16 protein-coding genes, 3 tRNA genes and 1 riboswitch are annotated in these 18,958 nt (G+C 53.8%); of the genes, 7 read left to right on the top strand and 12 right to left on the bottom strand.

Annotated features, from left to right (window positions below; all coding sequences use genetic code 11):
* Positions 1-89: 89 nt before the first annotated feature.
* Positions 90-779, top strand: coding sequence for a hypothetical protein (locus tag PsAD37_RS19245; protein WP_153039806.1), 690 nt, complete (start codon positions 90-92; stop codon positions 777-779).
* A 30-nt stretch (positions 780-809) separates the two neighbouring features.
* Here PsAD37_RS19245 and PsAD37_RS19240 read toward each other — a convergent pair whose 3' ends face one another.
* Complete coding sequence (locus PsAD37_RS19240; protein ID WP_208991977.1) at positions 810-1,868, bottom strand: serine protease; 1,059 nt, start codon at positions 1,866-1,868, stop codon at positions 810-812.
* Positions 1,869-2,022: 154 nt separating this feature from the next.
* Between PsAD37_RS19240 and PsAD37_RS19235 the strand changes: the two genes are divergently transcribed.
* Positions 2,023-3,051, top strand: a complete 1,029-nt coding sequence (locus tag PsAD37_RS19235) for a hypothetical protein (RefSeq protein WP_063297515.1) — start codon at positions 2,023-2,025, stop codon at positions 3,049-3,051.
* Positions 3,052-3,151: 100 nt separating this feature from the next.
* On the opposite strand, the gene PsAD37_RS19230 is transcribed toward PsAD37_RS19235, so the two are convergent.
* Positions 3,152-3,766: a TetR/AcrR family transcriptional regulator gene (locus PsAD37_RS19230; RefSeq protein WP_084407964.1), complete on the bottom strand. Its 615-nt coding sequence runs from the start codon at positions 3,764-3,766 to the stop codon at positions 3,152-3,154.
* 87 nt (positions 3,767-3,853) lie between these two features.
* On the opposite strand from PsAD37_RS19230, the gene PsAD37_RS19225 reads away from it, so the two are divergent.
* Complete coding sequence (locus PsAD37_RS19225; protein WP_063297514.1) at positions 3,854-4,657, top strand: HD domain-containing protein; 804 nt, start codon at positions 3,854-3,856, stop codon at positions 4,655-4,657.
* 6 nt (positions 4,658-4,663) lie between these two features.
* On the opposite strand, the gene PsAD37_RS19220 is transcribed toward PsAD37_RS19225, so the two are convergent.
* Positions 4,664-5,251, bottom strand: coding sequence for a TetR/AcrR family transcriptional regulator (locus PsAD37_RS19220; protein WP_063297513.1), 588 nt, complete (start codon positions 5,249-5,251; stop codon positions 4,664-4,666).
* Between the two features lie 101 nt (positions 5,252-5,352).
* Between PsAD37_RS19220 and PsAD37_RS19215 the strand changes: the two genes are divergently transcribed.
* On the top strand, positions 5,353-5,967 hold the full coding sequence (locus PsAD37_RS19215) for an NAD(P)H-dependent oxidoreductase (RefSeq protein WP_063297512.1): 615 nt from the start codon (positions 5,353-5,355) through the stop codon (positions 5,965-5,967).
* Positions 5,968-6,028: 61 nt separating this feature from the next.
* Here the strand turns inward: PsAD37_RS19215 and sseA are convergent, their stop codons facing one another.
* The 9 genes from sseA to PsAD37_RS19170 all read right to left on the bottom strand — a co-directional run bounded on the left by sseA (position 6,029) and on the right by PsAD37_RS19170 (position 12,923).
* Positions 6,029-6,874: a 3-mercaptopyruvate sulfurtransferase gene (gene sseA, locus PsAD37_RS19210; protein WP_063297511.1), complete on the bottom strand. Its 846-nt coding sequence runs from the start codon at positions 6,872-6,874 to the stop codon at positions 6,029-6,031.
* A 3-nt stretch (positions 6,875-6,877) separates the two neighbouring features.
* Positions 6,878-7,603 carry an alanyl-tRNA editing protein gene (locus tag PsAD37_RS19205; RefSeq protein WP_063297510.1) on the bottom strand — a complete coding sequence of 242 codons (726 nt, stop codon included), beginning with the start codon at positions 7,601-7,603 and terminating at the stop codon, positions 6,878-6,880.
* A gap of 67 nt (positions 7,604-7,670) precedes the next feature.
* Positions 7,671-8,315 carry a LysE family translocator gene (locus PsAD37_RS19200; RefSeq protein ID WP_063292377.1) on the bottom strand — a complete coding sequence of 215 codons (645 nt, stop codon included), beginning with the start codon at positions 8,313-8,315 and terminating at the stop codon, positions 7,671-7,673.
* A gap of 90 nt (positions 8,316-8,405) precedes the next feature.
* Positions 8,406-9,836 carry a cardiolipin synthase gene (cls, locus tag PsAD37_RS19195; RefSeq protein ID WP_063297509.1) on the bottom strand — a complete coding sequence of 477 codons (1,431 nt, stop codon included), beginning with the start codon at positions 9,834-9,836 and terminating at the stop codon, positions 8,406-8,408.
* Between the two features lie 96 nt (positions 9,837-9,932).
* Positions 9,933-10,970 (bottom strand): cysteine synthase A, encoded by a 1,038-nt coding sequence (locus PsAD37_RS19190; protein ID WP_063297508.1) that lies wholly within the window; start codon positions 10,968-10,970, stop codon positions 9,933-9,935.
* Between the two features lie 245 nt (positions 10,971-11,215).
* Positions 11,216-11,905, bottom strand: coding sequence for a hypothetical protein (locus PsAD37_RS19185; RefSeq protein WP_063292380.1), 690 nt, complete (start codon positions 11,903-11,905; stop codon positions 11,216-11,218).
* Positions 11,906-12,619: 714 nt separating this feature from the next.
* Positions 12,620-12,694: transfer RNA gene (locus PsAD37_RS19180), tRNA-Asn, on the bottom strand.
* A gap of 40 nt (positions 12,695-12,734) precedes the next feature.
* Positions 12,735-12,809, bottom strand: a tRNA-Asn gene (locus PsAD37_RS19175).
* A 39-nt stretch (positions 12,810-12,848) separates the two neighbouring features.
* Positions 12,849-12,923, bottom strand: a tRNA-Asn gene (locus PsAD37_RS19170).
* Positions 12,924-13,183: 260 nt separating this feature from the next.
* Positions 13,184-13,393: riboswitch (cobalamin riboswitch) on the top strand.
* A 135-nt stretch (positions 13,394-13,528) separates the two neighbouring features.
* On the opposite strand from PsAD37_RS19170, the gene cobU reads away from it, so the two are divergent.
* Genes cobU through cobN form a run of 3 tightly spaced genes read left to right on the top strand, consistent with a single transcriptional unit; the run spans position 13,529 to position 18,956 of the window.
* The gene (gene cobU, locus PsAD37_RS19165; RefSeq protein ID WP_084407962.1) at positions 13,529-14,089 is read left to right on the top strand and encodes a bifunctional adenosylcobinamide kinase/adenosylcobinamide-phosphate guanylyltransferase; all 561 of its coding nucleotides are present in this window, start codon (positions 13,529-13,531) and stop codon (positions 14,087-14,089) included.
* Positions 14,086-15,201, top strand: coding sequence for a cobalamin biosynthesis protein CobW (gene cobW / locus PsAD37_RS19160; protein ID WP_063297507.1), 1,116 nt, complete (start codon positions 14,086-14,088; stop codon positions 15,199-15,201). The genes cobU and cobW overlap by 4 nt, the downstream gene beginning before the upstream one ends.
* Positions 15,201-18,956, top strand: a complete 3,756-nt coding sequence (gene cobN, locus PsAD37_RS19155; protein WP_063297506.1) for a cobaltochelatase subunit CobN — start codon at positions 15,201-15,203, stop codon at positions 18,954-18,956. Before cobW ends, cobN begins: the two co-directional genes overlap by 1 nt.
* Positions 18,957-18,958: the final 2 nt, after the last annotated feature.

Genomic DNA, 18,958 nt, shown 5'->3' with positions numbered 1-18,958 from the left:
ACAACCCGTTCACGTAATTCTATCGGATATGGCTTGCCCATGTGCCCTCCAAAAACAAGGATGGCAACATTGAATCACAAAAAGTTAAAATGAGAAACCTGAATCAGATCTGGCGCAGCACGCTCTATGATGTCACAACCGATCCTGGGCGCATCAATTTATGGCGGCTGAGTCACTTGATTTATCATCGCTTGCAGATTGCTGAGGTGGTGACGACACAGACTTATAAAGTTTCAGGAAATCTGGAACTTGATCTTACAGCCTCACCAAATCCAACTGCACTTTATAAAGAAAATGATGGGACGGTTGATTTGGAGAACAGCCCTTCGGGTATGGTTGCTGTTGCGAAAACTCTTGCCCCGGGTCTGGCAAAGAACATTATTTATTACACTGCATTCGGCAAAGGCTTGTTCAATAACTTCAAAGTTCTGAATGCGGCTGGTGGTTATCTCTTCAATCGTGAGGAAGACTTGATTCAGAACAAGCTCGGCAAGACTGTGAGCCTGTCCACCGTGACCAATATTCCGTTCCAGACCAATCAAGTAAACCTTATTCTGGTGCAGTATGCGGGCACCAATACGATGCATTGGGTTGCTGGTACGCGTCATCTGACGGATACGGATAAGGCCATGATTTATGATCCGGCGACAGGTGATGTTCTGGAGATTGCGACCGCCGGTAACTTCAAACCGCAGACCAGCCCTTCCGCAAAGCCAGCGACACAGATCGGTCCGAACTCCTACGAGTTTCCAGGCATCTGGATACGGTTGGGAGCTTAACGTGGTGTGCTGCAAGACGATATTGCAGAGTTACAAGGCCTGTGCGCTTCTTACGGCGGCGCGCAGGCCTCTGCGTTGGGCGCCGGGGCTGCTCCATGATTTTAAGAGGAAGTCGCGGATGTCGGCGTGGTGGGCTTTGGTGAACTGAGCGGTTTCCAGTGCATCTACGATACGAGAGGTGCGGATGCCCTCGTTTGCGGCGTAGGCGATCTGGTCCAGGTGTCTGCGTGCGGTTGCCCGGCTGATGGGCTGGCCGTTCTTGCCCAGAATGTCACCTTCTGTGTTGGTTCGCGGGATTGCCATGTGGTGTACGGCGACAACCTCCCAACGGCTGTTAAAGACGGGGGAGCCTGAGCTTCCCTTTTGCGTATCGCCGGAGTACCAGCAAAACATGTGTGCATCAGTTCCATTTTCAATATGCAGAAGGTGGTTGTTATGGACGACCACGGCTTTGTTGCGTCCAAGGGGATGCTGAATGATATTAATCGGATCTCCCTTCTTGATTTTGCCTTGCTGGCGGATGAGGGCGTGCCAGCCATAATGGTCCAGTGGAATGAAGTTTGGATCTTCGTCCACGACGGCCGCGATGGCGATGTCCAGTTCTTCGTTGGCCCAGAAAAAACGGTCTGGTTCAATGGAACAGATTTTTGAAGGCGTCTGCTTGCCAATGCGGTTTGCTTCTGCTCCCAGCTCAAAGAAGTGCTGGCGTGCTTCGTGCTCATTGGGCAAAACATGATGGTTCGTCATGATGAGACCGTGCCCGACGAGAAAGCCGGTGCCGAACCTAAGTCCTTCAACATGCTCAATTCTGCCAACTGAGCGCGCGGCATATAGGCCGTATTCAAAGAACTCGATTGGGAGGAGGTCGTTGCGCGTGCCGATCAAAGCTTCCTTGCCCAGTCTTGAGAGATCCTGCACGTCATCCTCAAAGATTGAGGGCTGTGCAGAGATGGCACAGCCTTCTGACAAGGCGAGCGTGGCCTGCCGTTTCTGATAGAGATTCAAGCGTTCCCGGCTATCTATCTCCGCTTGTGTGCCTGCAAGAATTGCACTGCGTGTCTTGTTTAAATCCCCCAGACGGCTTTGCAATCTATGAGTCGCTTTTTCAAGTAATACATTGTTTAAGTTATGTAATTTGAGGGCCATAAAAAGTACCTTTAAATTGTTATTTGCATATGGCAAGCTTAACCATAATATCACCTCTTGTGTAAATTTTATCTGTAAATCTAGGAGGGGGAATACTATGAAAATTACATATGATGAGTTTTTGAAAATTGCTCGAGATCCAAGTGTCCCGGAGGAACAACTTCTGAAATACTGTGATGTGGTTGATCACTCCGGTGCGTTTGACATACAGTTCAGGATAAAGTCTGACATGGTGCAGATGACTGAGGCTGATCAGGAGTTTGAGAATGCTCTTCAGATCGGCAACTGGGCCTCTCGCATCCGCCGGTACTGGCGGTTCAAGGATGCGCTCAGGGATCATCCGGAGCGGCCAATGCTGATTTCTGAGGGAGACAGCTGGTTCCAGTTTCCAATCCTGATTGATGACGTCATTGATCATCTCAGCGCACACTTCAACATTTACTCGCTAGACGCTGCCGGGGATACGGCGCAGAACATGGTGTATGGCGCGAACCGGGCACGGCGGCGTGAGTATCTCTCTGCGCTGCGTGATTACAAAGATCAGGTGTCCGGGTTCCTGTTCTCTGCTGCCGGAAATGATGTCATTGGCGAAGATCCGGATACGGGCGTTGCAGTGCTCTTTGACGTTCTGAAGGACTTTAACGGCGATATCACTGATGTGGAGGGGCACATCGATCGTGTGGTGTTTGATGAGAAGCTTGCTTTCCTCAAGGGGGCTTATGAGCGGGTGATCAGCGACATTCGTGGTGTTGCCGAACTGCAGGAAATGCCCGTCTTCGTGCATGGCTACGATTATGTGTTCCCATACAAATGGGAGGGGGATACACGCAATCCGCTGCACGCCGCTAATGATGAGTGGCTGGGTGAACCACTGTCTGATCGCAATATTCCAAGTGTGCTTGGCCGTAAGATCATCAGCGCAATGTTGGATGAGCTCTATGCTATGCTTGATGGTCTGGCGGCGAGCGATGCCAATGTCATCGTGGTTGACTGCCGAGGGGCCATGCCAAACCTGACGGACTGGGTGGATGAGATCCATGGCACGTCTGATGGATTTGCGAAGGTGGCGAGCCGGTTCAAGGCTGCTATTGATCAGGCCCTTGTGGCGCAAGGTGCCATGACCTGAATTGGTTTGGGTGAGTTGAAGTGAGAGCATCGGTATAGAAGACCGGTGCTCTCTTTGTTTGCTGATGTGCGGCGTGATTTGCTTTGATTGCATGCAGATATCATGCAAGAATTTGTTCGATACCTGCCTTTGCTGTGAGTTCCAGTTCGTCTCGCGGGGTGCCGGAGCGGGCGCGCAGGGACAGGCCGTTCAGTAGGCAGCCCAGTAGGTGGCCGGTGATTTCAGCGGTTTGTTTTGGCTGGACTTTCCGGTCTCTGATCGCCGCCTCAACGGTTTCGCGCATGGTTTGGTCGATCCGGTCGAGGACCATTTTCAGGACTTCTTTGATCTCTTCATCTGCACCTGCTTCAGACGGGGCTGTGCAGGTGACGAAGCAGCCCATCGGGCCGCCGTCACTCTTTGCTTTGGGCCGGTAGATCTCCATGGCCTGCATGAAAACTTTTTCCAGCCCGCGTGAGATTTCTGTCTCAGATAGGATGGCTGCTTCGGTGCGTTTGCCCATCATTTCGGCAAAGTGCTCCAGGCACTTGATGTAGATGTCCTTCTTTGAGCCGAAGGTGGCGTAAAGGCTTGGGCGGTTGATTTTGGTCTCTGCGGAGATCTGATCCAGACTGGTTGCTGAGTAACCGTTTTTCCAGAAAATCCGCTGAATTGTGGTCAGCGCTTCGTCTTTGTCAAAAAGGCGCGGGCGTCCGCGTGGGCGTGATGGACTCATTTATGTACTGCTTCGCATAAAAATATTGAGCTCTAAATATTGATGCGATACGGTATATAATTATTTTTGTTTTTGGAAGAGTGAGTTATGTCTGTGACAGCAAAGGATTGCAGAGCCTCTGAGCGCGTGATGGGTAGCCTGAATTGGGGGAAACGCAACGGGGCGTACAGTAAGGGGCGGTTGACGCCTCTGGAACATCTCACACTGGTTGGCAATCTGGTGCGCGCGCAGTTGATTGAGCTGGGTGACAGCATGAAAGACCGGTTGGGCTTGTTGTCGCCGGTTTCTTCTGAGCTGGAAGCGCTGCTGCCTGCTGAGACGGGATTGGTGCGCGATAGCCTTGATTTTGCTGTTGAGACGCATGATGCGAGATTGCTGCATCACAGCTGGCGGACCTATCTGTTCGGCGTGCTGCTGGGGGAGTATGCAGGTGTGCCGTTTGATCGGGAGCTCTTGTTCTCAGCGGCGATCTCGCACGACAGTGGGTTGATCGATGATCGTGAGACCCAAGTGCATGAGTGTTGCTTTGCGATCTCCGGGGCTGAAGTGGCGTGCAATCATCTCTCCAGTTGTGGGCATGATGCTGATACGGTGCATAGGGTGGGCGACGCGATTGCACTGCATCTGAATGCCTATGTCTCAGCGCGGGCGCATGGGGGCGAGGCGTATCTGGTGAACCGAGGGGCGATGTGTGATCTGTTTGGGGCAGGGCATCGCCGTCTTGCCAAGTCCAGCGTGGATGAAATCATGCAGAAGCATCCGCGTGATGGGGTGATTGAAGCGTTGGAGTTTGAAACGGCACGCCACCTGAAAGGCACGCGGCCTTATGTGTTGACCAAGCTGACAGGTGGCAAAGCGCCGAAGACTGCGTTTGATATCTACGGCGTATAGCGCTGCCTAAAGCACCAGTGAGAGCAGCTTTTGAACTTCGGTGTGCTGCTCTTGCGTGTCTTTGTATTCGCCGCAGACACGGCCAATTGCGACGTGGATCATGAAAGCGCGGACGGAGACAGCGCCGAGTTTTGGATCAATTGCTCGAATAGATTTATCCTGCTGACCCTTCTCAACACTTGCTTGAAAGAGCGCATCAATGCTGATTGCGACATTGATGAAGTTTTCTGCTCTGGTGCCTTTTTCCCAACCAGCAACGTCGATGAAGATGCGCAGGAATTCTGGTTGTTTTTCAAAGTATTCCAGAATTCCCATGAGAGATTGATTCAATACTTCCCGCCCGTTGAGGGGGCTACTTTCTGCTGCCTTGTGAAGACTGTCCACGCAGGCTTTCAGCTCCTTCAGGCCGATCTCGGCAAACAGTCCCAGCTTGTCGCCGAAGTGGGCGAAGAGCGTGCCTTTGGAAACGTTGGCTTGCTCGGCAATGCTCTCTGTGCTGACCGCATTGAAATTGCCTTCATTGAACAGGCTCGTTGCCGCCACCAAAATGCGCTGGCGGGTTTCCTGTGCTCGTTTTTGTTTGCCCTGAAGCATGGTTCCCTCAATCTGAATTATATGACTATGGTCAAAAAAATAAATTGACTCCAGTCATATTTTGAAAATAAGTTGACCGCAGTCAAATAAATGGAGTTTCCATGACAAACAGAATTTTTGTGTTTAGCGGTCATCTCGGCGAGGACCGTCTTGGGCATGCGCTGGCTGAAACATATGCCGAAGCTGCACGTCAATCGGGGGCGGAGGTTCGTGTGATGAACCTGAGCACTATGAGCTTTGAGAGTGCGCTGTTCTCAGGTGATTTCAAAGGAGATCAAGCGCTGGAACCGGATGTGGCTGCATTTCAGGAGAACCTGAAATGGTGCAGTCATTGGACGCCAATTTATCCGCTGTGGTGGGGCGGTATGCCAGGGCCTATGAAGGGGCTGCTGGACCGGGCCTTGTTGCCGGGTGTTGCCTTCCAGATTGTGGAAGGGGAAGAGCTGCCTGCCAAACTGTTCAAAGGCCGCAGCGCACGTGTGATCATCACCAGTGATACAGCCGCGCATTATTATGAAGAGCTTTATGATTGTGCGCATGACAAGGTGATGGGACGTCAGATTCTGGACTTCATCGGGTTTGAGGAGCACAGCTTCAAGATGTTCTCGCCAACTTATCTGGCGGGTGAGGACGAGCGCGCTGCATGGATTGCGGAAACCGCTGAACTTGGCAAACAAGATGCGCTTGCAGTGCAGGACGTGTTGGCTGTCGCTTAAAGAAACGCCCTGCAGGTCAATGACTTGCAGGGCTTTGTTGCGAATGTGAATCTGGTTTAACTCAGGCTGGTTCGCTGATAACTTCGGTCTTTGAGCTTGAGCCCCATTCGGTCCACGAACCATCGTAAAGCGCGTTTTTGGTGAAGCCTACTTGCTCCAGAGCAAGGGTGATGACTGCAGCTGTTACGCCTGAACCGCAAGAGGTGATTACCGGAGTGGTGGCATCGACGCCCCCTTGCGCAAAGATGTTCTGCAGGTCTTCCTTAGAGCGCAGCTTGCCATCGTTCAGCAGCAGGCCAAACGGCAAGTTCAGAGTGCCTGGCATGTGGCCGGCACGCACGCCTTCGCGTGGTTCCGGTGCCAATCCTTTGAAGCGCTCTGGTGCGCGTGCGTCAAGCACGAGGTGACTGCTGGTTTTCAAGGCATCCTGCACCTCGTTGAGGTTGCGCACCATGTCGTTGTTCAGCATGGCTGTGAAGTGGCGTTCCATGCGGGCTGGCACTTCGTCGGAGACCGGATAGCCTTCTTCCTTCCAGGCAGGTAGGCCGCCGTCCAGCACGAAGACGCTCTTTACACCAAAGGCGCGGAACATCCACCAGACGCGGGCTGCGGAGAAAATGCCCATGCCGTCATAGACAACGATGGTCTGGCCATCGCCAATGCCCATCTTGCGCATTTTGGATGAGAATACGTGTGGCTCCGGCATCATGTGCGGGAGTGGAGAATTCTGGTCGGACACGTCGTCAATGTCCATGAACAGTGCGCCGGGAATATGCTCTTGCTTGTATTCCTTTTTGGCGTCGCGCTCCATGGCAGGCAGATACCAGGAAGCATCAATGATAACTACATCAGGGGCATCAAGGTGGTCTTTGAGCCAGCTTGTCGAAACAATCGGGTCCTGTGCCATGTTTTAGTCCTCCAACTGGATACGGACGCGTCTGTTCTGACGGCCTTTTTTCTCTATCTTAGTGATGACAGCTTTGCCAATCTGTGCGGTTTGCGACACGTGCGTTCCGCCGCATGGCTGCAAATCAATGTCTTCCCCAATTCTTATCAGTCTTATCCGTCCGCTGCCCATAGGTGGTTTTACACTCATGGTTTTAACAAGGCCCGGGTTTGCTTCCAGCTCCTCGTCGGTGATCCATTCCTGAGTGATGGCATCATCGCCTGCAATGAGGTCTTGCAGCTTGCCTGTCAGCTCGTCTTTGTCCAGTGCAGCTTCCGGAATATCAAAGTCCAGACGGCCTGTGCCATCGCTGATCTGGCCACCGGTGACGGGGAAAGGCAGCACGACGGAGAGTAGGTGCAAAGCTGTGTGAACGCGCATGCGCTTGTAGCGGGTTTCCCAGTCAATGTGCACAGTAATCTTTGCGCCGCTGGTCAGCCCTGCGGGAAGCTCGGTGCCATCAGCTGGCACATGCACAATCTGGCTGCGATCTTTGGAATAGACGGCTGTTGCAATTGGAATGCGGGTGCCATCTTCCAGCTCAAGCGAGCCGCAGTCCCCCGGCTGGCCGCCGCCATTGGGGTAGAAGCAGGTCCGGTCCAGAATGATGCCACCTTCCGGAGTGATTTCGTTTACAGGGGCTTCGCTGCTGCGCAAGTAAGCATCTTCACGGTACAAATGTTCGGTCATGGAATAATCTCAAATAGATTGAACAGGTGCGCCATGAAATGAATTGGCGCACCTTTAACTGGTGATCTTAAGCGGTGGTGCGTGCGCTGAGCAGCTTCACAGCAAACGCTGCCATGATGCCAGCGAAAGAATAGTCGAGGATGCGCATTACCCGCGGTGAGCTGCGTAGGAACTTGGAGACTGCAGACGCCCCAAATACCATTACCAGACTGCTCGGCACGTTCAGCAGAATGAAGAAGAAGCCAAGGAACAGCAGTTTGGAGGTTGCGTATGGATCAGACGCGGACACAAACTGTGGCAGGAAGGTTACGAAGAACAACACAACTTTCGGGTTGAGCAGGTTGATTGTGACAGCTTTTGCCCAGATGGCTCTGGGGGTTTCGCGGGATGCTTCGCCTTCTTCCAAGGAAAGGGCGGACCCGTTGCGCAGGATCTGGAAGGCCAGGTAAACCAGATAGAGCGCGCCTACCGTTTTGAGGATCTGGAAGGCGAACTCAGATGCAGCGAGCAGGGCGGAAATGCCAACCGCTGCCAGAAACGCATGGATCATGATGCCGTTGGTTGCGCCGATGATCGCAACCAGTCCGGCTTTTCGGCCCTGTGTGAGCGTTTTGCTCATGAAGAAGGTCATGTCCGGTCCGGGTGTAATGGACAGGATGAAGGCAGCAAGGGTAAAGCCCGCCATCACGCTTAGTTCAGGCACAAAATACATGCGAAAAGCCCTCTGGGTTATTATTCTCAGTTGGCCCCTAACGTATTTCAGTGCCCCAACGCAAGTCTACTGAACTGTCCTCATCAAAAACTAAAGTATTGGTGAGAACAGACGGGCGGCCTGGGCGAGGACGCGGAAGGCGTAGCGGCGGTTGTTGAGTTCCAATCTGTCTGTCTGACGGGCGCCTTTGAAATCCTGCTGTAGCATCTCTTCTGTCTTCCCGATCATGTTCTGGCCCGTGAACCAGAGCGTGATTTCGAAATTGATGTTGAAGGAGCGGTTGTCAAAATTGACTGTGCCGATGCCAGCTAGCTCCTCATCGATGAGGATGACCTTTTCGTGCAGGAAGCCTTCCAGATAGCGGTAGACCTTGATGCCATGGCTGGCGAGGTTATCTGCATGGGCATAGCTGGCGAGCCAGACGAGCCAGTGGTCGGCTTTTTCCGGCAGGAGGATGCGGACGTCCACGCCGCGCAAAGCGGCTGCGTAGAGGGCTGTGAGGACCTCAATGCCCGGTACAAAGTAAGGGCTGACGATCCAGATGCGTTTCTTGGCTCTTGAAATGCTCTCCACAAACGTGATGGCGCAGTCTTCCTGAATGTCTGCCGGACCTGTTGGCATGACCATGACGCTTTCTCCACCCGTTTGGGAGAAGGAGGAGGGCAGCTCCAGTTGCAGTGTCTTGCCTGTTGCAAATTGCCAGTCTTCGCTGAAGGAGAGTGTGGCTGCGAGTGCTGCCGGGCCCGTGACTTTGACATGGGTGTCGCGCCAGTGACCAAACTCTTTTGACAGCCCCAGATACTCCTCACCGATGTTGTGGCCGCCGATCCAGCAGTGTTTGCTGTCTGTGACCACAACTTTGCGGTGGTTGCGGTAGTTGAGGCGCATGGGGCCGAGCATACGCATGAGGCGGTGACGTCTGTTGAACGCGCTGACGCGGACACCAGCGTCCTGCAGACGCGTGAGGTATTGCGTGGAAAGAGAGCGGGAGCCGATGTCGTCGTAAAGCAGACAAACGTGCAGGCCCGCTTTAGCGCGTTCTATCAAGGCATCTGCCAGTTCCAGTCCTGCGCTGTCTTCGCGGATGATGAAGAACTGGACGAGAACATGCCTTTCGGCAGTGCGGATACCTTCAATGATGGAGGCAAACATGGCTGGACCATCGATGAGCAGGTCACACTGGTTGTTTGCAAGAAAAGGCACCGAGGCTACGCGGGTGTGCACCGGCCACTGGGTGTTGGCTGCGCTGTCTACATACGGTGTGTGACGATTGAGGACGTCTGCTTCAATCTGGGAGATGTCATCGCGGACCTCGATGTAATCATCCAACCGCTTCCATGCGAAGACGAAGTAGAGCGGGACTGTTGGCATGGGGATGAAAAACAGAGAGAGCAGCCAGGCAATGCTGCCTTGCGAGGTGCGCGAGTACATGATCTCGCGAATGGCGCAGATGACTGCCAAAGCATAGAAAAGAACACTGAAAATTGCGATCAGGGGAAGAAGGCTAAATGAGGATTCCAAGCGCTACAACTCCTGTAATGCGAGGACCTACTTATAGCTGTGCCAAGAGGAATGGTCAAAACCTCTTGGCGTATTGTGCAGTTCTTTCCGTTAAGGTCAGGCAGCTTCAAATGGAATGGCGATTTCGGACTTGCGTTCCATCCATTCTGGCACTGGCAGGCCTTTTTCGCGCAGGAAGGTCGGGTTGAACATCTTGCCCTGATAACGGGTGCCGTAGTCGCACAGTATAGTCACGATGGTGTGGCCGGGGCCGAGTTCTTTTGCCAGGCGGATGGCGCCAGCGACGTTGATGCCGGAGGAGCCACCAAGGCAGAGGCCTTCGTGTTCCAGAAGTTCGAAGTTGATCAGCAGGCCTTCTTCATCAGAGATGCGGTAAGGGATGTCGATCGGTGCATCTTCCAGATTGGCGGTGATGCGGCCCTGACCGATGCCCTCCGAGATAGAAGAGCCTTCAGACTTCAGTTCGCCGTGGGCGTAATAGTTGTAAAGCGCTGCGCCGTGTGGGTCTGCAAGGCCGATCTTGATGTTCGGGTTCTTTTCCTTCAGGCCGATGCCGGTGCCGGCAAGCGTGCCGCCGGTGCCGACCGCACAGATAAAGCCGTCCACTTTGCCGTCGGTCTGCTGCCAAATTTCCTGAGCGGTGGTTTCAATGTGGCCCTGACGGTTGGCGGTATTATCAAACTGGTTGGCCCAGATGGCGCCTTGCGGGTGGGTTCTGTTCAGCTCTTCAGCGACCCGCTGCGAGACTTTGATGTAGTTGTTCGGGTTCTTATAGGGGACAGCCGGAACTTCGATAAGCTCAGCGCCTGCGATGCGCAGCATGTCTTTCTTTTCCTGAGACTGGGTCTCTGGAATGACGATGACAGAGCGGTAGCCAAGAGCGTTGCCGACCAGCGCGAGGCCGATGCCGGTGTTGCCAGCCGTGCCTTCCACGATGATGCCGCCCGGCTTGAGCGTGCCGCGTTTGACTGCGTCATTGATGATGAAGAGCGCGGCGCGGTCCTTGACGGACTGGCCCGGGTTCATGAACTCGGCTTTGCCGAGAATTTCACAGCCGGTTCGCTCGGAGGGGCCTTTGAGGCGAATAAGTGGAGTGTTGCCGATGGCTTCGATGGCAGAGGCGCGCGTATCCATAGTTTCTCTCAAATAATTCGTATGACCAAAAATCAGAATGCGGGTGTTTACCCCTTTTGAGACTACGCTACTGCGCTGACCTCACGAGAACAAGAAATGGGCTGCCAAAGGGTGCGTCAGACTAGGATATTATTCTCTTGGCAATCGAGCATGAGAACAAAATTGCTCACGGGGTGCGTGGCTTTCGAATGAGTGCGCTAAATGCGATTTGAGAGAGTATCGATTTGCGCGCAGTCCAGCCTTTGTCAGGATCTGCTTTCCAGCCAGGTGATGGCATCCTTGGTGGCTTTCCAGAGGATCTCACCGTTCTCACCTGCGCGCAGCATGAAGGAGTTATGGACTTCCTTTGGGACGGGCTGCACTTCCAGCAGGTTCACCTGCGTATCCAATGCCGGGGCAAAAGCTTCCTTGCGGGTGATGACGAAGCGCTCATCGGTTGGCACGCGGGACTGGTCTTTCTTCAGGCTGGCAGACTGCAGTGCTTTGTTGTGAGTGGCAGGTTGCATCACTGTGACGGCTATGGCTCTGCCATCTGGCAGCAGGTGCGTCTCATTTTGCTGGACCTCGGAATTGTAGATGACTTCGCCGTGGGTATCGATCAGCTCGACCCACAGGGTCTTGCGGCCCTCAATTTCCACCTCACCAACCCAGATGGACAAATCACTCTCTAATGGATCTGCGTAGGGTGTTTTGGAGGGCGGAGCAACGGTGACGGCCAGATAATCCTCTGGCATGGCGTAGGTGTTGCCATTGTCGGATTTTTCGATGAGCTGAGGGCCTGATGTTGTGGCAGGCGCGGAGGCGGGTGGCGTTTCTGCGTGCGAAGGCGCAGCCAAAGCGAGTGGCGCAGCGATGCAGGCGGCAAGAAACCCTGATCTTGTGAGATGCAACTTGAAGGTTTGCGGCAGACCGCAGGATGGCAACAGACTACTCATTTATGGCTCCCTGACTTTTACGCAGCAACTTTCCCAGAGGGGGCGCCTTATTATGTGCACTTCACTAGTTATCACTTAGTAGTGATTATGATAATATGCACTAGATATATTAGAGGTATACGCATTTACTTAGAGTATCTATGCCATAATAATTGTATATAAATTATGTTTCGCGTATTTATACTTTCAGGTTATTTAAATGCTATTATGTAAAATTTTCATTGTGTTGATTCGCTATAGGATTTGGATAGAACTGTGATGTAGATCGCAGTTTGTACATATGGCAAAAAAAAATATAGTATTTTTCCGCATGAGCTAAGCTTTTGAAAGAACAGCGCTTCATTTCGGCCAATTTTTTGTGGGTGCCAAGGGCTGTCGGGCGGCATTTGGGCTCGTGGCTGATATGCACAGCTCTCCAGACTTATGAACTCCCTGAAAATTGAAGGAGCCAGAGCTGGGTCAGTGGGTGGCTATATGCAGGATCAGGGTGAGTTTTAGCGCAAAATGGAACGCCTCCGCTTTTGTGCGGAAGAGAGTTCTACCCAAATGGACTTTATGTCTTCGGCCAGCGGCACTTGATAGTGCTGCGCCTTCGCTTCGCGTGAACATGGTTTTCTACCCATCATTTTTCTTGTTTTCTGGATAGACGCGCACGCACGTGTTTTGTGAAGAGAAGAGGTGTTTAAGAAGAAGGGGAGGATAAAGAGAAAAATATGGCTCCCCGGGCCGGATTCGAACCAGCGACCAAGCGGTTAACAGCCGCTTGCTCTACCACTGAGCTACCGGGGATCATACTATGTTTGCCATTGGCGGCGATCGATAAAAGAAGTGGCTCCCCGGGCCGGATTCGAACCAGCGACCAAGCGGTTAACAGCCGCTTGCTCTACCACTGAGCTACCGGGGATCACGATGATCTTGCCGTATGGCTGCAAACGAAAAAGGATGGCTCCCCGGGCCGGATTCGAACCAGCGACCAAGCGGTTAACAGCCGCTTGCTCTACCACTGAGCTACCGGGGATCATGACACCCTTGCGAGTTTGCCTCGCCGTTTGCGTGAGGAGGCTTTTACAGAGGCATGTTGTGTTTGCCAAGTCGTTTTTTGCGTATTTTTCGATTTGTGGACAGTTTCTCTATTTTTTTATTGAGATATCCAAGGGGGTTAGCCAGAAATCTCCAAAAACCGCGGATTTTGCGGGTTTGATTTTCCGGTGATGTTGGAATCCTCACAAAGACAATTGACAGGAGAGCTGATTGCGTCCCACACTTAAGGCCAGAACTCCAGTTTCTTTTTGTTCCGGCTCAGGCTTTGGAATGACAAGATTAAACGGGAATGCGGTTCCATATATTATGGAGACAAGCCGCAGCTGCCCCCGCAACTGTGAGCGGTGAGACCTTAGCGAAAATCCCACTGGCCTTTTAAGGGCTGGGAAGGGGCTATGGTCGGTTGAGCCGCAAGCCAGGAGACCGGCTGGAGATATGATTTGACATAGGACTGCTGTCGGGTGGACGGCGAGAGGTGCTCATGACGCATATTTTCCTGTCTCCGTGCGAGACAGTTGCTGTACTTTCATATTCTTTGATTGAAGCCCCGGCTTCTTTGCGCTTGCTGACCAGCTAACCCAGATGGCTGAACAGAGAAGCGACCTTCGTGTTCGCCATTGCTTGGTTACGGGTGGAGCTCGTTCCGGGAAAAGCGCATATGCGGAAAAGCTGGTTATAAGCTGCGGGCGTCGCCCGACTTATATCGCGACAGGCCAGGCCTTTGACGGTGAAATGGAGGAGCGCATCGCGCATCATAAGATGCAGCGCGGTGACCTTTGGGACACAGTTGAGGAGCCGCTGGAGCTTGTGCGCGTGCTGGAAACGCATGCCAGCAGCGATCGTGCGATCCTCGTTGATTGCCTGACACTTTGGCTTTCCAACCTTATGCACGGGTCGCGGGACTGGACCGTGGAGCTTGAGCGGCTTGAGGCGGTTCTTAGCTCTTTGCCGTGCCCTGTTGTGTTTGTTGGCAATGAAGTGGGCATGGGCATTGTGCCTGAAAATGCCATGGCCCGCGCCTTTCGAGATGAAGCTGGCCGCCTGAACCAGCGTATCGCCGACCTCTGCCATTTTGTGATGTTTGTGGCTGCTGGACAGCCTTTGCAGCTGAAGCCTGCTGTTTTTCCGGAGATTTCCCTATGACTGTTTCTTTTGCTGCACCTTCTAAAAAAATCCCTGCTGTCATTATCACTGGTTTTCTGGGTGCCGGAAAAACAACGCTGGTACGCAACCTGCTGATGAAGGCGCAGAACAAGCGCATTGCGCTGATCGTCAATGAATTCGGCGAGATGGGCTTTGATGGCTCACTGGTGAATGGCTGTGCTGACCCGGACTGTTCTGCTGATGAAGTGGTGGAGCTGGCCAACGGCTGCATTTGTTGCACAGTAGCTGATGATTTTCTGCCAACCATGGAGATGCTTCTGGAGCGCGAGCAGGTGCCGGATGTTGTTGTGATTGAAACCTCTGGCCTTGCCCTGCCACAGCCGTTGGTGCGTGCGTTCAACTGGCCTTCTGTCAAGCCGCGCGTGACCGTTGACAGTGTGGTGACCGTGGTAGACGCACCGGCTGTTGCTGCTGGCAAAGTGGCCTGCGATGAAGAGGCTGTTGCTGCGCAGCGGGCAGCGGATGATGCGCTGGACCATGAAAGCCCGGTGGAGGAGCTGTTTGCTGATCAGTTGACCTGCGCTGACCTTGTTGTGCTTTCCAAAGCGGACCTTTTGAGCGAGGCAGAGCTGGCGGCGGTGAAGCAGACGATCCGTGGCCGGGTGCGTGATGGGGTTGAGATTGTGGCTGCCTCTCATGGCGAGCTGGCGCTGGATGTTCTGCTTGGGCGTGATGCTGGAGCGGAAGATGATATGGACTTGCGCCTTTCTCACCATGAAGCGCAGCATGCTCACGACCACGACCACGACCACGACCACGACCACGACCACGACCACCATCATCATCACGATCATTCTCATGATGATTTTGAGAGTTTTGTACTGCCAACCCGCCGGTTTGCCTCAATTGATGAGGTGAAGGCTCAGGTGGAAGCGGCCATGAAGGTTTCTGGTGTGCTACGTATCAAGGGCAGTGTGGTGGTTGAGGGCAAGACCGCACCGGTGCTGGTGCAGGCGGTTGGGCCGCGTGTGGAAGCCTGGTTTGCGGCTGGCAGTGAAAGCCACTCCAAACTTGTTGTGATCGGCCTTGCGGGGCTGGACAAGCACAGTGTGCAGGCTGCGCTGAGTGAATTTGAGTTGGTTCAGGCCTGATGCACGTACTTGTCGGACAGTCACGCCGATTGGATGATGGTGAAGAGGCCGTCGACCTTGAGCAGGCGCCTGCGGATGTTGTGTTTTTAAGCGCAGCAGACACAGAGCTTGCCGGGCTTGCGGCGGCGCATGCCCAGCATGAGGGCTACTCTCTTCGGCTTGCCAGTTTTCTGGCGCTGTCGCATCCGTACTCTGTTGATCTTTATGTTGAGCAGACCATCCAGGCCTCCAAGCTTGTTGTGGTGCGCCTTTTGGGCGGGGTGGAATATTGGCGTTACGGCGTTGAGCGGCTGGAAGCAGCTGCCCGCGCTGACGGGGTGAAGCTGGTTCTGCTGCCCGGTGATGACAAGTGGGATGAAGAGCTGGCGAAGCGTTCCACTGTGCCTTTGTCTGTTGCGCAGATGTTGTGGCGATACCTGATTGAGGGCGGTGCAGAGAACCTCTCAGGCGCCTTGCTTTATGCTGCGCAGATTGCTGAGCTTCCTGTTGAGGCCCCAGCGGAGCCGATGGCGTTGCCGCGGGCCGGTTTGGTGTTGCAGGGCCATGCGCTTCCTACTCTGGAGGATGTGCGAGCCAGTTGGAAAGATCCGAGCCGTCCCGTTGCTGCTGTTGTGTTTTATCGTGCGCTTTACCAGAGCGGCGCAATCGAGCCAGTACAAGCATTATGCCATGAACTTGAGGCGCAGGGGATAAACCCGCTGGTGCTTTGTGTGGCGAGCCTGAAGCAGGCGGAATGCGCCGGTGTTGTTTCCAGTGTGTTTGAGGCATGCCCGCCAGACGTGGTTTTGAATGCCACAGCCTTTGCTTTGTCGAGTGCAGGTGCTGTTCATTCCGGCACGGTGCTGGACAATCCAGGTGCATGCGTTCTGCAGATCGTGCTGTCATCTTCCTCGGAAGAAGGATGGGCGGAGAGTGATCAGGGCTTATCTCCGCGCGACCTTGCCATGCATGTGGTGCTTCCCGAAATTGATGGTCGTCTTTTGACGCGGGCGATCTCGTTTAAGAAAGAAGGTGGGCGTGATGTCAGGACCCAATGTTCGCTTGTTCGCTTTGCACCAAAACCGGACCGGATTGAGTTTGTGGCAGCGTTGGCGGCCAATTGGGCGCAGCTGAAACACAAAAACGCAAATCAACGCAAAGTTGGCATAATCCTCGCAAACTATCCCAACAAGGACGGGCGTATAGCAAACGGGGTTGGGCTGGACACACCTGCCTCTTGCGCGTACCTTCTTTCTGCCCTGAAAACAGAAGGTTATGGAGTTTCTGAGAATGCGCCGAAATCTTCCGGGGCGTTGATAGACGACCTGCTGGCTGGCCCCACCAATTCCCTTAGCAACGCAAACCAACGCAAAGGCGGGGAAGTGTTTGCGCTTGCTCGCTATAAGCAGTTGTTTTCTCAGCTGCCTTTGGCTGTGCGGGAGGGGATTGAGGAACGCTGGGGTGCGCCGGAGGACGATCCGCATATTGTGGACGGCTCTTTCCAGCTGGCGCTGAAGACTTATGGCAATGTCACTGTCGGTATTCAGCCAGCACGCGGCTATAACATTGATCCTAAAGAGACTTATCACGATCCGGCGCTTGTTCCGCCGCATCATTACCTTGCCTGGTACATGTGGCTGTGCGACAGCTTTGAGGCAGACGCACTTATCCACCTTGGCAAGCACGGCAATCTGGAATGGCTCCCCGGAAAAGCATTAGCCTTATCAGAGGCTTGTTATCCTGAAGCCGTGATTGGACCGGTACCGAATATCTATCCTTTCATCGTCAACGACCCTGGAGAGGGATCGCAGGCAAAACGGCGGTTATCCTCGGTGATCATCGATCATCTTACCCCTCCGCTGGCCCGCGCTGAGAGCCACGGTTCTGCGCTGGAGCTGGAAGCATTGCTGGATGAGTATTACATCGCAGCAGGGGTGGACCATCGCCGCCTGAAAGCGCTTGGAAAAGAGATACTTGGCGTTGCTGCGCGTGAAGGCATGGACAAAGACATCGGCCTGACATCCGAGATGGATGAAGACACCCGTCTGGCGCGACTGGATGCTCATTTATGTGATTTGAAAGAGCTGCAAATCCGCGATGGGCTGCACATTCTGGGGCAGTCGCCAACAGGAGAGCAACGGGCCGAGTTACTGGTGGCTTTGCTGCGCGTGCCGCGTGGTGAAAAGCCTCATGAGAACAGCTTGTTACGCGCACTTGCTGAGGATTTGAATCTGGTGGAGTTTGATCCGCTGGATTGTGCCTTTGAGCAGGCGTGGGCTGGAGAACGACCTGTACTTTTGCAGGAGCTTCTTGACGCGCCGTGGCGGAGCTGCGGGGATACGGTTGAGCGGTTGGAAGCGCTCGCGCTGGCATATGTTTCTGGTGAGCGAGTGGTTCCTTCTGGATTTACAGCGACTTGTGCCGTGTTGGAGGCACTGGAGCAAGAGATTGCGCGCTCAGTTGATGCCTCTGGCGTTGCTGAGGTGGACGGGGTGTTATCCTCCTTGGCCGGACGGTTTGTTCCCCCCGGACCATCGGGTGCGCCGTCGCGTGGGCGCCCTGATGTGCTGCCGACCGGGCGTAACTTTTATTCTGTTGACGTTCGTGCTGTTCCTACAAAGGTCGCCTGGAAGCTGGGTGAGAGAAGTGCTAGCGCTTTGATTATGCGACACTTTCAGGAACACGGTGAATGGCTGCAAAGCATCGCCATGAGCTGCTGGGGAACGGCAAATATGCGCACCGGCGGGGATGATATCGCACAAGCGCTGGCCCTGATTGGAGCTCGTCCTGTCTGGGAGGACACCTCTGGCCGGGTTACCGGATTCGAGATTGTTCCACTTTCCGAGCTCCAACGCCCCCGCGTTGACGTAACCCTCAGAATTTCCGGCTTTTTTCGGGATGCATTCCCACAACTGATACATTTGTTCGACGCTGCTGTTGCTGCTATCTGCGACCTTGATGAGCCAGATGATGCCAACCCACTGGCGGCGCGGTACCAAACTGAGCTTGGGGAATTACTGGCCAAGGGTGTTGAAGAAGGACAGGCGCGAAAACGGTCCTCCAGCCGGATTTTCGGCAGTAAGCCAGGTGCTTACGGCGCTGGCTTGCAGGCTTTGATCGATGAGAAGCTGTGGGATAAGCGCGCCGACTTTGCGGAGAGTTTTCTTGAATGGGGCAGTTACACCTATGGCCGTTCGCAAGAGGGCGAGCAAGCCAAGGACGATCTGGTAACTCGTCTCACTCAGGCAGATGCTGTCGTGCACAATCAGGACAACAGAGAACACGATCTCCTTGATTCTGATGACTATTATCAGTTCGAGGGCGGCCTTGCTGCCACTGTTGAAACGCTCAAGGGGGATGCTCCGCACATCTACCATAACGACCACTCTCGCCCCGAACGCCCTGTCATTCGCACGCTTTCTGAGGAAATCGGACGGGTTGTCAGAGGAAGAGCTGCCAATCCAAAATGGATCGCAGGCGTGATGCGTCACGGGTATAAAGGTGCTTTTGAGATGGCGGCTACGGTCGACTATCTCTTTGCTTTTGGGGCGACGACCAACGCCGTTTCTAACCATCATTTTGATCAGCTCTATGATGCATATCTTTATGATGATGAGGTGCGAGACTTTATTGCAGAGAAGAATTCTGCAGCACTTTTGGAAATGACTGAGCGATTTTTAGAGATCATTCAACGAGATATGTGGGTGCCGAAACGAAACAGTGCCTACGATGATTTAATGGAGCTGCGACGCGCGCTCATGGATGGAGGGGAATAAGA

It is taken from the genome of Pseudovibrio sp. Ad37, assembly GCF_001623075.1.
Taxonomy (GTDB): domain Bacteria; phylum Pseudomonadota; class Alphaproteobacteria; order Rhizobiales; family Stappiaceae; genus Pseudovibrio.
Note: the sequence above shows the minus strand (reverse complement) of the source record. Positions and strands in the feature narration are given on the sequence as shown.